Below are 12,814 nucleotides of genomic sequence, written 5' to 3'. Positions count from 1 at the left end.
GGATTATTTTAATAGAGCTTTATTAGTTATAAAGAATCAATTAACGTTTCATTGTTACTTAAATTTTGACTTTCCCAATACTGTTCTGCTTGTGGTATTTTAATGAATTCAACAGTATTATTATGGTTTGTTTTTACAACAGATTCTATTTCATCAATACTAACTCTAAAAAATTCTTTTCTATGATTTACTTTATTAATTTCTCTATCTCTAAAATGTTTATGTAAGATGTTTTCTAATTTAGGTGCATCATCACTAAAGATCATTGCATGAACATCAAATGAAAAAGGAACAGAAGCATCTCCTAACTCTTTAATTCTGTCATATGGCTCTAATCTTCTTGTCATTCCAATTTTAAAAATATCTTCACCAAACGATCCAATATTGGAAATTACGTACACATAACCAGCTCTAGTATTTGTTTCGCGATTGATTACATCTTTTTTATCTTCTTGCAATTCATTTATTTTATCTTCTAGCTGCTTTATTTTTTCGGCGTATAATTCTTTTTCAATGTCATTATTCGCTTTTTCTAAACGTTTAAATAGACTATTAACTTCATTATTAAATTGTCTTTCTTCTTTTTCTAATTTTTTACGTTCATTTTCAAGCTCTCTTCTTACGCGTTCTTCTTCTTTCATTTGTTCTTTAATCTCTTTTTGAATTTCACGTTCCTCTTCAATTTTTTTCGCTTTTTCATAAATTAAATTTAGTTTTTCTAGCTTGAGTTGTAAGTATTCTGTTGTAATTTTAACATTATCAACTTTATATATTCTGTTTAAAGTTTCAAATGATTTTACCAATTTATTGTGGTAACTTTGATAATTTTTAAAAGTTAAATTTGAGTAAAAGTAATTACATTCAGTATCAAAAGATCTTAGTATTTGTTTGATTTGTGAATTAATAATAGTCTTTTTATCTTCATAACCATAATGTAAAACAGACAAATTATCCTTAATGAATTGCTTTTCTTTTAAATTTAATAAGCTAATTTTATCGTTAATTTCAGAAGATGTAATATTCTCTTCAAAATGACGAACAAATATATCATTAAAATCATTTTCTAATTTTGTATCATATAATTTGTTTGATAATTCTTGGAGTTCAATTTTTTTATCGTTAATTGTTTGATTTAAATCACAAATTGTGGATTCTTTATTTTTAACATTAATTTTTAATGTGTTTGCACGCTCTTCTATTTTATTTAAAGTAGCATTTTTATATGATGCTAATTCTTCTTTTGTTTGTTTATGCAAGAGTTTAATATTATTTTTTTCTTCAGTGATTTCTGATTTCTGATTTTCTACTGAGTTAACTAAATTTATTAAATAATTAATGATTTCTAGAGATTCAGAATTATAAATAACTATTTTCGCTGTTTTATTTTTGCCATATGTTATTAATAAATAATCCGATAAAGTTTTTTTATGTCGCTCAATTGATAAAATATCATTAAATGGTATTCTGTATGCAAAATTATCTTTTCCACGAATAAAGTACAAATGCGTTTTGCTAAAAAAATAGCTACCATTTCTGTCTTTACTATCACAATTGAAAGTACCTTTTGATGAAAATAATATTTCTATATTTTCCCCTAATTTCGTAGTTAATACATTGAAATCATTTTTGTAATAACTCATAGCATATTAGCCCCTTTACTATGTAATTTATTTAAGTATACCTGATTAAAGAGAAAAGTTATATATAGTTTTTCACATTAATGAAAATAAATAATAATGAATTGATAAATATAAAAAAAATTTGTTTTAATAACAAAAAGACTATTTTTCAGTTGAACAATGTAAAATTTCGCATAAACATGGAGGAATTTATAAAATTACTATTACTTTTTGAATAAAATTAAAATACTTAAAAATTAATTTTTCGATTTTCATAATGTTCTTAGTTGAATATAAATTAAAGATCTATTGAGCTCATTTTAATGTAGATAGTTTTCTACACTTAGATTGGTCAGACCATCGTTCTGGACAAAGATATGGTCACGGTAGTTCTATTAGAAGACTTTCTAAAATAGCTCATATTATTAATATTTATCAAATTGGTATCAGAGATATTAGTAGTAGTTTAAAAGGAGATGTAGAAGTGGCTCATGATTATAGTGTGAAACAACTTAAAAAAAGTTTCAATGCGCATGTTGAAGAGTATATTGGAGATTTTATTAAACCTATCCATCCATTGTTTTATAAAATTTATCAACGTATAAATAAATAACAATTTGTTGTAGGCAAAAATTTTAATTAATGTTAGTTGTACAGGTTTTTTCTATATGGGTATGGGAATGACTATAACAAATGAATTAAGTTATAGGAGGAATATTCATGAAAAAGACTAACAAACATGTCGACTTAAATTTTCAAAAAAGTGGACATGAAAACCCCATAACGATGTATTATAAAGCGTTATACCAACTAAATGATGTAGTATTAGGCTTGGTATTTCTAATCGGCAGTTTTCTATTTTTTGGCAGTGATACGGTCTTTTCAGGCACTGTATTATTCGTTATTGGTAGTATTCAAATGACTATCAGACCACTAATCGCTTTTTTACACGAAGTACATCTTGCTCGTTATTATCAAAAACAACAAAAGCTTAATAAATAAAAGTATATATAAACTCCCCAATTAATCATGAGTTGGGGAGTTTTTTAAAACCATTTTTTCTTTTTAAATAACAAGATTAACCAAATTGTAATTATGGCCATTATGGCAATAAAGACGAAATAGCTATACTTCCATTGTAGCTCTGGCATAAATGAAAAGTTCATACCATACCATCCAGTTAATAAGGATAGAGGGAAGAAAATAGATGTAATCATCGTAAGGACGTTCATAACGTTGTTAATTTTATTTGAACGATAAGATTCGTTATTATCTTTAATTTCCTCGGTAATACTTTCACTGGCAGCTAAAGTATCATTTTGTCTTTTTAGTCTATTTTGGATATGTTTAATAAGTCTGCGATTTTTAGGGCTTGAAGCAAGCACATTATTCTCTGTAACGTCGTCTATCATTTGTTGCATTGGTAATAAGACGCGTTTTAATTTAATGATTTCAGAGCGTATATCGAATACATCATCCATTAATTTATTGTTTTTGGTCGCATTCACGTTCTTATATTCAAAGGAAAACACGGTGTCTTCAACATCATTGACATACTCAAAATAACTTTGCGTGATAGCATCTAATAGGTCCAATGTAATACGCTCATTATTAAAATCAAGTTTATTATTTTTCAATTTATCTATAACTTGATCAACTAAAGAGATGTTATTTTCGTGTACAGTCACCATCGAATTTTCAAATGCTGTAATACTTAAAGGATTGGCTGAAAAGTCGCTATTTGTAATGGTATGCAATACAAAATATTTATTTTTTTGATGCGCATCGACATCAATTTGAGGTCGCGAAATGGTATAAATAGACTCCTCAATTTTATGTGCATCTAGATTAAAATAATGTGCGAGAAAATCTTTATCATCATTAGTTGGATGACTAGTGTCATACCATATAAAACGTCCGTCAGTAGGCACACTAGCGTTATTGTCGGTGACTACGACTTGTTGCTGGTCGTTTTTAAATATAAAACGCATTGTTAGGCCCTCCAATAATAATAGGATATTAATACCTATTTACCTGAAATTTATTAGCATTAATCATAAATTGAAAAATTAGCAAGGTAGTAAGGGGGGTGTGCACACAATGTTTGATAGATATTATAAGTAATAGGAAGCGGGACAAAAAATCCTATAATCAAGTTAATTCTATAATTTTTCTTACTATAAAACATTCTTTAATAAGTCTACTATTTATCTTTATGGTTTCAATAGCATTGAAAAATGAAAGAATTAAGTTTTGTTTATGATCTAATTATGAATATAAATATTGCTTCAATCTGCCTTTAATTTTTCTTCTTACTTGCATTTTTACTATAGATATAACAGCTTGTAATAATTCTGAATGACTTGGAAAATAGTATCTAATATGCCCAGGCGTTATTTTAGCTAGTTAACTAGGTTAAATGAATATACTAAGTGCTGAATACAATAGTAATAATGACATAGTTATTTTAAAAATATAATTGTATTTGTTAAGAAATTCTTTTAAGTAATAACCTAACAGCCCCCAAATAATCAAACAAGCCCATCCAATGATAACAGTTATAACAATGTATATTAATGGTTGTACGTTTGTACTAGGTATTATAAAAGCTCCGATTAAAGTTATAAAGAATAGCAATGATTTCATATTTAATATTTGTAGTAAAAAACCTGCCTTAAATGAAGAATGTATTTTGTTATTTGCGCTATATTTCCCTGAAGTAAGTGTCTTAAATGCTAAATATATTAAGTATAGAAAACCAAAAATCTTTAAAAAATTTTCTATTTGAATAATGAAATCTTCTAATATGAAAAGACAAAATATAGAGATTATTGCTAAAAGTAAAAACCCCGATAAGACACCAGTAATAAATTTTTTAGCGCCAGATAATCCATATTCTTTAGTAGCACTAAGAATAAATAAGTTGCTCGGTCCTGGAGTAATAGATGTAACAAAAACATAAATTAAAAATGCTGACATATTAATCACCTCAATAAAATTCTATGTTGTTATAATCTATAAGTAAAATTAATGTTATTATGTATTTATTAATTATATTAATAGGTGATTAAATGGATATTAAACAATTAAGGATTTTAAAAACACTTATAGCTACAGAGAGTTATACAAAAACTGCAGAAATACTAAATTATACTCAATCTAATATTTCGCAACAAATTAAGCATTTAGAAGCTGAGTTACAAAATGAGTTATTTATTTATTCTAATAAGCAATTAACTCAAACTGAGTTTCTTAAGCAAATCTTACCCTTAATAAATGATTATATTTCTACGCATGATCAAATACTGGATGTCTCTAATAAATCAAATAATAGAAAATTAAAAATAGCAGCTCCTGAATCATTAGTAACAACAGGTCTCAGTGAATTAATCAAAAATTTTCTAGAAAAATACCCGAATATTGATATAGATTTATTTAACAATACTTGTAGCTATAATCAAACTTTACTCACTAATGGAGAAGTAGATATAGCTTTTGTTGTTAATAGTGCGATTTCAAACAATCATATAACGAAGCATCTATTAAGTAGTGAAGAAATAGTTATTGTAGCTCATAATAAAGCCCCCGACTCATTAGAAGATTTATTAAAGAATAAGCCATATAACCATTTAGTAATTAATGAAAAAGATAGTACTTATCGTAAAATGTTTGAAGAATTTTTAAACGACAATAATCTTGGAGTAGGTAAAGAAACTGAATTATGGAGTATTAATGCAATAAAGACTTTTCTTACAGATAATATGGGATTCAGTGTATTACCACTCAGAACAGTTGAGGATGAAATTAGGGATAATACATTGAAAGTCATTAGTAAGCGCAATGATTTCCCTTTATTTTATTCCTTTGCTTTAACGAAAAAGAAAAATTGGCAAAATGATATAGTTAATTTATTTGTAGAGGAAGCTCAAAAGTTTATGAAAATACATGATTTTTAGAATAAATTTATCTTATGATTATTTATTTTCAGCATCTGACTTTGGATACCTATAATATTAAATTCGATAAATTTTTATGGTAAAAGTATTAGGAGTGTATGTGTTTAGAATTGAACATCAAAAACTAGGCTAAATATTCCCTATAGAGTTTAGAAGATATTTAGCCTAGAAAATAGTGCTTTATTAAGTTCCATTTTGAAAAATTATAGCTGAAGTAATGCCTTTTTTCCAAATCTTATATAATCATTCACTATCTAAAATTTTTATTGCCAATGCTTTAATTCATCTAAAGCGTCGCGTCCTATTAATTTTCCTTGTTGATAACCAGCATCACCAATTTCTTTTATATGTTGTGATGAATAAATATTTGTTCCTATTATATTTCTACTATCTTGATCAGGTGTTATTAATGTTACGTTGCTATTTGTCTTCAGGGTTTCAACATCTTCATAAACTGAAGGAACTAAACCTTGTTTTTGATCTAATGGTGCCAAGATTATAATATCTTTATAATTTGCCATTAGTCGTGCATTGGTGGAAGAAATCATGCCACCGTCTATCCATGAAGCGCCCAGCATATCAACATGTGGCCATATACCTGGGACTGCACCACTTGCCATAACTGCTTCAATTAAGCTTATGTCGCTCGTTTCATTAAAGGATTCAAGCGTGCCGGTCTTAGAATTAATAGCTGTAATTTCCAGTTGAGGTGTCCAATCCACATTGCCAATTCTTTTACGTACTGAACGCTCTCGCTCTTCAAACGATACTGTTGAAGGACTTTTATTAATAATATCTCCTAGGTATTTACCAATGACTTGTTCATCTGTTTTCCCTTGCACAAACGCTTCACGCCATAATTCAAATAAAGATGGATCCAGTTGTGCGTTATCTGCATTATCACGGTTATTTGCGAGTTGTTCATAATAAGTCTTCATATTTTGTCCATTTGCTAAAATTGAACCGACGTAAGATCCTGCTGAACTTCCTAGTATCTTATCTGCATGGTTCACTAGAATGCCAGAATCAATTAATCCAGCCAAAACACCAGATTCCCACGCTATACCTGTAATACCGCCTCCGCCTAATACAAGGGCTTTTTCATTAATCATTTAAACATCTCCATCTAGTTAATGTGAATTTAACAATATTGGTGTTGCTTTAAGTCTTGTAATAATAACATTACTAATAAAACACTTCACTATTAAAGGTAATGTTCAATTTAATTATTTAAATTAAAATGACCTTAGTTTTTATATTTTCACGTTCTAGATTTTCAATAGTTTCAGATATTAATGTGAAAGTGTTGTACGTTTATGTAACGTTTTAATTATACTTTTCTAAAAGCTAACGAATAACAAACGTTAAAACATGCAGTTCAACAGTATTTTATAACCTTCCCCTATGTTTGATTTACGCACATCGTGGAATAATAATATTGCAAGCAATCTAAGGAGGTAATACAATGACTTTTGAATTTAAGCATGATGCAGGAACTACTGAATTACCAGAGAATATTAATTCAGCAGTCGCTTTAGAATTTTCATTCGTTGACGCATTAGTTGCTTTAGATATAGACGTTAAAGGTATTGCTGATGATAATGACAGTACGAACTTAATATCACCAATCAAAGAAGAAGTTGGTGACTATGTTTCAGTTGGTACACGTATCGATCCAGACTTTGAATCAATTCGTTCTGCAGCTCCACAAGTAATTATCGGAGATGCTGATCGTCATAAAGATATATATGATGAATTAAGTGAAATTGCACCTACGATTTTATTTAGTAGTTTTGACGCAGGTTATCAAGAAACGTTAGAAGTCTTCCAACGTATAGGTACTGCTGTTTCTAAATCTAAAGAAGCGAAAGAACGTTTAGACAGCCATAAAGATTTAGTTAATAACTATAATAATCAAATTTCTATCGATAAGAACAAAAAAACGTTAGCTGCCGTAGTATCTGAACAAGGTGTAACTGCGCATTCAGCAAAAACGTATGTCGGTGAATTTTTAGGCAAATTAGGTTTTGAAAATGCACTTAATGAAAAAATTGCAGATAAATTGCCTGCATATAGAGAAGCGGACTATTTAGAAATGTCATACGAACAATTAGCCGAAGTTAATCCAGAAAGATTAATTGTAATGGTTGAAGATAGTGATGACGATGACTTAAATAAACTTCAAAATAGTAATCAATGGGACGACATTGATGCTGTGAAAAATAATAGAGTTCACTTTGTAAACAGAGACGAATGGGCTAAATTACGTGGTTTAGTAGCTTCTGAAGATATTATTGAAACATTAGCAAACCTTAAAGAATAATTTTTAATATAAACAATAAAGTGGTTGATTAGTTGCAGAATATGCTAATCAACCATTTTTATGTGACTAGCAAATAAGCACCTATTTCATAGTTGAAAGGGTGCTTATTATAGTTATTGATAATAAATTGTTGCAGTAAAGGTGATTAAGTCATCGGTATTATTTTGATAAGTATGGGCGATATCACTATTAAAACGTAGCGCCTGTGTTTCATCAATATTATAAATTTCGTCATTTACGTTAATTGTTAACACGCCTTTGTTTACAATAATGAATTCTTCAGAGTTTAGATGATGCCCTTCCGAAGACGATTCGCAACCGGGTTGGATTTCCATTTTAAACATTTCAAACTGTCTAGATTTATCATATGGAAAATAGGGATATACTACGACATTATCATCTTTAATCGACAAAATATCCGTGCTATCAATAAAGTTAACATTATCTTGTTGTTGTGTTGTTAATTCTGACAACGATAAATGCAACCCGTTAGCAATTTTCCACAAAGTTGTAATGGTTGGGTTAGATTCGCCTCTTTCAATTTGACTTAACATGTTTTTGCTCACATTTGTGAGCTTAGACATTTTATCTAAACTCAGTTGATTCTTCTTGCGATAAGTCATTAAATTACATGCGATAACGTTTTGTATATTACTCATAAAAATCATTCCTTTACTTTATATCGAACATATTGTACCATTTAGTGTGTTGTTTTTGAACTACTAGGAGGATTTTTTATGAAACAAGACACAACTCACACTAAAATGAATTGGTTGTTATTTATAGGTATATTACTTGTAGCAGCTAATTTAAGGGCGCCTATTACGTCAATAGGCATAGCATTACCCCATATAAAAGATGAATTGATGTTATCTAATACGGCAGTCAGCTTTATTACTATTGTACCGTTATTAGCGTTTTCCGTCATTTCATTATTTGCGGCTAAAACGAGTCGCCATTTAGGATTAGAGAAGACGATATTCATCGCGTTGATTCTAATCTTTATCGGCGTCGTTGTTAGATCAATTACGCATGTTTCATGGTTGTATATCGGCACGGTATTGCTAGGCATTGGTATCGCATTTGGTAATGTTTTGGCACCGGCCTTTATTAAAGCTAAGTTCCCATTACGTATCGGAATTATGACGGGTTATTATACAGTAGTTATGAACGTTTTTGGAAGTGCGTCGACTTATACGACTGCGCCCCTTGTAAAGCATTTCCACTATAATATAGCTATAGGCTTCATTAGCATAGTTACATTAATAGCATTGATTGTTTGGGCATTTCAATTAAAAAATAAACCAGAAGAAACATCACAAGTTGCTTCAACAGATGTAAATGTATGGAAATCACCTTTATCTTGGCAAATTACGCTCGTTATGGGTGGACAATCATTATTATTCTACTCGTTAGTTAACTGGTTACCTGAATATTTAAAAAGCCAAGGATTCTCACTTGATAAGGCAGGTCTATATTTATCAATCTTACAATTGGCCATTATACCACTAACATTTATAACGCCAATTATCGCTACCAAAATGAAGTCTCAATATGCATTAACATTCGGCACGGGCGCATTGTTCGTTATTGGTGTTATCATTATGATGTTTGAACCCACTTGGGCGTTATTAGCGGCAATTCTAATTGGTGTTGCTAGTGGGTTAGCCTTCGGTCTCGTGAATACATTTTTCAGTTTAAGAGCAGAGCAAGGTACGACTGCTGCTAAGCTATCAGGCATGTCTCAGTCGGTCGGCTATTTATTTGCGGCAATAGGGCCATTGTTCTTCGGTATCTTACATGATATTTCAGGCAATTGGATACTTTCATTAAGCATATTATTAATTACTGCAGTTGCTATTATGATATTTGGAGCTGGCGCAGGTAAAAATAAAACGATAGAACAGACGTTAAATATAAAATAATATAGACGATTTTAAGTAGCTTATTTCACGACATGTGAGATAAGCTTTTTTGTTATTAAATGAAATTCTCATACATTATCCTTACGTAATCATCACGTTCAAGCTAATAAAAATACAGTTTTTTTATATAAAATAGCATGAAATATGCTTAGGCATATTGTGATAAAGAAAAAGTTATGGTTAAATTAAGAAAACGCTTACATTATCATGACATTAGGGGGATTTGTTAAATGATTACTTTTATTGTATCGATTATCTTACTTGTCGTTGGTTATTTTACATATGGAAAATATATTGATAAAATGTTTGGCCCTAAAGAGGACCGACCAACGCCTGCATACAATCAACGTGATAACGTAGACTATCTGCCGATGAAGACATCGTCTAACTCGTTAATACAGTTGTTAAATATCGCCGGTGTAGGACCTATTTTTGGTCCGATTATGGGTGCATTATATGGCCCGGTTGCATTTATATGGATCGTTGTCGGCTGTATTTTTGCTGGTGCAGTTCATGACTATTTAACTGGTATGATTTCAATTCGTAACAAAGGGGCACACTTACCTGAATTAGCAGGAAAATTTTTAGGTAATGTGATGAAGCATTTCGTTAATATTTTCTCTATCTTATTATTATTACTTACTGGTACGGTCTTCGTTACAAGTCCAGCTTTATTACTATATAATTTAATGGATGGCCGTATCGCATTAGGTATAATTATTTTCGTAATTTTTGTGTACTATATTTTATCTACGATCTTACCAATAGACAAAATAATTGGACGTGTTTACCCAATTTTTGGCGCGCTATTATTAGTTAGTGCGGTAGGTATCGGTTTTAGATTAATTCAAACAGGAGCGCCGATTCCTGAATTAAGTCTTAAAAACATGCATCCTGCTGGTGCACCAATATTCCCATTATTATTCTTTACGATTACATGTGGTGCCTTATCAGGGTTCCATGCGACGCAAACGCCTATTATTTCTAGAACTACGAATAAAGAGAAAAATGCGCGCTTTATTTTCTATGGCATGATGATTGCTGAAGGTATTATCGCTATGATTTGGGCGGCAGCTGGTATGAGTTTGTTCCACGGTTATAGTGGTTTACAAGATGTTTTAAATCGTGGTGAAGCTGCATTAGTAGTAAGTAAGGCTTCTAATTTATTATTAGGCTCAGTAATTGGTACGATTGCCGTTATAGGTGTAATCATTTTACCAATTACGAGTGGTGATACTTCATTTAGAAGTGCACGTATGATTATTGCCGATTATTTAAACGTTGAACAACGTAGCATGATGAAAAGAATTATCGTAGCAGCACCATTATTTGTGATTAGCTTTGGTTTAACTCAAGTTGATTTCACTGTATTATGGCGTTACTTCTCTTGGGCTAACCAAACGACCGCCGTCGTAGCCTTATGGGTAGGAGCTATGTATCTGTTAATCGCTAAAAAGAACTTCTGGGTTGCTGCAATACCGGCAGTCTTTATGACATGGAATATCTTTGTTTATATATTAAGCCAGAAGATCGGTTTAGGTTTAGACTTAACGCTTAGCTATTATATTGGATTTGTATTAACGTTACTATGGATTGCTTATTTCGGATATCAATATAAAAAGATGGTTTCAGCCAAATCATTCGAACTTGATTATCCAATTACTGGAAAACAACAACTCACTTAAGACTATATGTAATAGCAAAAGAGACACCTCGACAAAGGTGTCTCTTTTTATGATTTGTATAATGTTTCACGTTAAACATTAGCTTATATTGTATTAATTTGGGTGCTTACACATACTAGGAATTAAGAAAATATCTATAAATAACCAAAAACCTAATATAAATAAGAATAGGTAACCAATAAAAATAGCTGCTGTGGCCCAACCAATAACTGCTAGAATAACTTGGAAAATACCCGAAGCAGTTTTACCACAATAGAAACGGTGTATGCCGAGTTGGCCTAAAAAGAACCATAAAACATAAGCGATGACGATATTACGTTGCTGTGGTGCATAGTCGTTCGAAGGCATTGCATTCACTCCTTGTATCTATTTAATGCGTTACAGTAATCTTAACTTAAATTAAAATCAAAAAACAAGTAGGCGGCGACCTACTTGTTTGTAATATATCATAACTGAAAAGGAGAGCTTGGTATTAAGCAGGGGCTCAAATTGCTTAATACCAAGATTATTACTGATGTACATAATGGCTAGAGTACATCTCACTTGTTTTTGTAAATCTATTTAGGCTTGATAGCAAACGCGCGTACCGGAAAACCAGGAGCGTCATTTGCTTTTGGGCATATCGTAAAAATAATAGCACCACGGGCTGGTAATTGGTCTAAATTAGTCAGCAATTCAATTTGAAAAATGTCTTGCTCAAGGACATAACGCTGGCTGACGAAGTCTTCGTTACGTGTTGCATCTATAGCAGCATCTGTATCGAAAGTTTCGTGACCGATTGCTTTTACTTGGCGTTCTTCGATTAAGAACTGTAATGCATCCCGGCTCCAACCCGGGGTATGAGGTTGGCCATGCGTATCTTTATTTTCAAATTGCGTAGTATCGGGCCACCGTTTAGACCAATCTGTTCTTAACGCGACAAATGTGTGTGGCTCGATTTTACCGTTAATACGTTCCCATTGAGTTAAATGTTCTTTGGTTACTATAAAGTCTGCATCTCGTGCGACTTCTGACGAATAATCTAAAACAATCAACGGTAACGCAAATTCTGTTAATTCAAAGTCATTTAGACTGCGGGCATGATTAACAAAATGATTCGGTGCATCAAGATGTGTACCGTATTGAGTAACGAGATTCCAACGTTGAACATAGTAACCATCATCTTTTACAGTTGCTAATGGTTTTACGCTTGCACGCTCGTCTTCGTTAAAGCATGGAATGGTGTCGTCAAACTTGTGTGTAAGATCGACCCATTCTGAACTTTTTAGTTGTTCAAGTTGGTTCCATAATGGATAACTCATTGATA

12 protein-coding genes and 1 pseudogene are annotated in these 12,814 nt (G+C 31.1%); 6 read left to right on the top strand and 7 right to left on the bottom strand.

Going from position 1 to position 12,814, the window contains the following annotated elements; translation table 11 throughout:
- Positions 1-26 precede the first annotated feature (26 nt).
- Complete coding sequence (locus C7J89_RS01315) at positions 27-1,640, bottom strand: SNIPE associated domain-containing protein (RefSeq protein ID WP_106884369.1); 1,614 nt, start codon at positions 1,638-1,640, stop codon at positions 27-29.
- Positions 1,641-1,959: 319 nt separating this feature from the next.
- Between C7J89_RS01315 and C7J89_RS01310 the strand changes: the two are divergent.
- Positions 1,960-2,232: pseudogene (locus C7J89_RS01310) on the top strand (peptidoglycan bridge formation glycyltransferase FemA/FemB family protein); the annotation flags it as partial.
- 107 nt (positions 2,233-2,339) lie between these two features.
- A complete protein-coding gene (locus C7J89_RS01305; protein WP_103295144.1) occupies positions 2,340-2,621 on the top strand; it encodes a YrhK family protein in 282 nt (93 codons plus the stop codon).
- 44 nt (positions 2,622-2,665) lie between these two features.
- On the opposite strand, the gene C7J89_RS01300 is transcribed toward C7J89_RS01305, so the two are convergent.
- Entirely contained in the window at positions 2,666-3,610 is a 945-nt protein-coding gene (locus tag C7J89_RS01300) for a CorA family divalent cation transporter (protein ID WP_103295145.1), read from the bottom strand.
- 424 nt (positions 3,611-4,034) lie between these two features.
- On the bottom strand, positions 4,035-4,598 hold the full coding sequence (locus C7J89_RS01295) for a LysE family translocator (protein ID WP_103295146.1): 564 nt from the start codon (positions 4,596-4,598) through the stop codon (positions 4,035-4,037).
- 92 nt (positions 4,599-4,690) lie between these two features.
- Here C7J89_RS01295 and C7J89_RS01290 point away from each other — a divergent pair, with 92 nt between their 5' ends.
- Positions 4,691-5,575 (top strand): LysR family transcriptional regulator, encoded by an 885-nt coding sequence (locus tag C7J89_RS01290; protein WP_103295147.1) that lies wholly within the window; start codon positions 4,691-4,693, stop codon positions 5,573-5,575.
- A 263-nt stretch (positions 5,576-5,838) separates the two neighbouring features.
- On the opposite strand, the gene C7J89_RS01285 is transcribed toward C7J89_RS01290, so the two are convergent.
- The gene (locus tag C7J89_RS01285; RefSeq protein ID WP_103295148.1) at positions 5,839-6,687 is read right to left on the bottom strand and encodes a patatin-like phospholipase family protein; all 849 of its coding nucleotides are present in this window, start codon (positions 6,685-6,687) and stop codon (positions 5,839-5,841) included.
- A gap of 353 nt (positions 6,688-7,040) precedes the next feature.
- Here C7J89_RS01285 and C7J89_RS01280 point away from each other — a divergent pair, with 353 nt between their 5' ends.
- Entirely contained in the window at positions 7,041-7,898 is an 858-nt protein-coding gene (locus C7J89_RS01280) for an ABC transporter substrate-binding protein (RefSeq protein WP_103295149.1), read from the top strand.
- Between the two features lie 113 nt (positions 7,899-8,011).
- Here the strand turns inward: C7J89_RS01280 and C7J89_RS01275 are convergent, their stop codons facing one another.
- Positions 8,012-8,557, bottom strand: coding sequence for a helix-turn-helix domain-containing protein (locus tag C7J89_RS01275; RefSeq protein ID WP_103295150.1), 546 nt, complete (start codon positions 8,555-8,557; stop codon positions 8,012-8,014).
- Positions 8,558-8,635: 78 nt separating this feature from the next.
- On the opposite strand from C7J89_RS01275, the gene C7J89_RS01270 reads away from it, so the two are divergent.
- Both C7J89_RS01270 and C7J89_RS01265 read left to right on the top strand, forming a co-directional pair.
- Positions 8,636-9,823 (top strand): CynX/NimT family MFS transporter, encoded by a 1,188-nt coding sequence (locus C7J89_RS01270; RefSeq protein ID WP_103295151.1) that lies wholly within the window; start codon positions 8,636-8,638, stop codon positions 9,821-9,823.
- Positions 9,824-10,053: 230 nt separating this feature from the next.
- On the top strand, positions 10,054-11,508 hold the full coding sequence (locus tag C7J89_RS01265; RefSeq protein ID WP_103295152.1) for a carbon starvation CstA family protein: 1,455 nt from the start codon (positions 10,054-10,056) through the stop codon (positions 11,506-11,508).
- A gap of 93 nt (positions 11,509-11,601) precedes the next feature.
- Here the strand turns inward: C7J89_RS01265 and C7J89_RS01260 are convergent, their stop codons facing one another.
- Positions 11,602-11,856 (bottom strand): TM2 domain-containing protein, encoded by a 255-nt coding sequence (locus tag C7J89_RS01260; protein WP_103295153.1) that lies wholly within the window; start codon positions 11,854-11,856, stop codon positions 11,602-11,604.
- 209 nt (positions 11,857-12,065) lie between these two features.
- Positions 12,066-12,809 carry a cyclase family protein gene (locus C7J89_RS01255; RefSeq protein ID WP_103295154.1) on the bottom strand — a complete coding sequence of 248 codons (744 nt, stop codon included), beginning with the start codon at positions 12,807-12,809 and terminating at the stop codon, positions 12,066-12,068.
- Positions 12,810-12,814: the final 5 nt, after the last annotated feature.

Source organism: Staphylococcus kloosii, assembly GCF_003019255.1.
Taxonomy (GTDB): Bacteria; Bacillota; Bacilli; order Staphylococcales; family Staphylococcaceae; genus Staphylococcus; species Staphylococcus kloosii.
This window is presented reverse-complemented; position numbering and strand designations above follow the sequence as displayed.

Coding starts and splice junctions, on each gene's coding strand:
- C7J89_RS01315 (WP_106884369.1), bottom strand. CDS start 1,640: ATGAGTTATTACAAAAATGATTTCAATGTATTAACTACGAAATTAGGG.
- C7J89_RS01305 (WP_103295144.1), top strand. CDS start 2,340: ATGAAAAAGACTAACAAACATGTCGACTTAAATTTTCAAAAAAGTGGA.
- C7J89_RS01300 (WP_103295145.1), bottom strand. CDS start 3,610: ATGCGTTTTATATTTAAAAACGACCAGCAACAAGTCGTAGTCACCGAC.
- C7J89_RS01295 (WP_103295146.1), bottom strand. CDS start 4,598: ATGTCAGCATTTTTAATTTATGTTTTTGTTACATCTATTACTCCAGGA.
- C7J89_RS01290 (WP_103295147.1), top strand. CDS start 4,691: ATGGATATTAAACAATTAAGGATTTTAAAAACACTTATAGCTACAGAG.
- C7J89_RS01285 (WP_103295148.1), bottom strand. CDS start 6,687: ATGATTAATGAAAAAGCCCTTGTATTAGGCGGAGGCGGTATTACAGGT.
- C7J89_RS01280 (WP_103295149.1), top strand. CDS start 7,041: ATGACTTTTGAATTTAAGCATGATGCAGGAACTACTGAATTACCAGAG.
- C7J89_RS01275 (WP_103295150.1), bottom strand. CDS start 8,557: ATGAGTAATATACAAAACGTTATCGCATGTAATTTAATGACTTATCGC.
- C7J89_RS01270 (WP_103295151.1), top strand. CDS start 8,636: ATGAAACAAGACACAACTCACACTAAAATGAATTGGTTGTTATTTATA.
- C7J89_RS01265 (WP_103295152.1), top strand. CDS start 10,054: ATGATTACTTTTATTGTATCGATTATCTTACTTGTCGTTGGTTATTTT.
- C7J89_RS01260 (WP_103295153.1), bottom strand. CDS start 11,856: ATGCCTTCGAACGACTATGCACCACAGCAACGTAATATCGTCATCGCT.
- C7J89_RS01255 (WP_103295154.1), bottom strand. CDS start 12,809: ATGAGTTATCCATTATGGAACCAACTTGAACAACTAAAAAGTTCAGAA.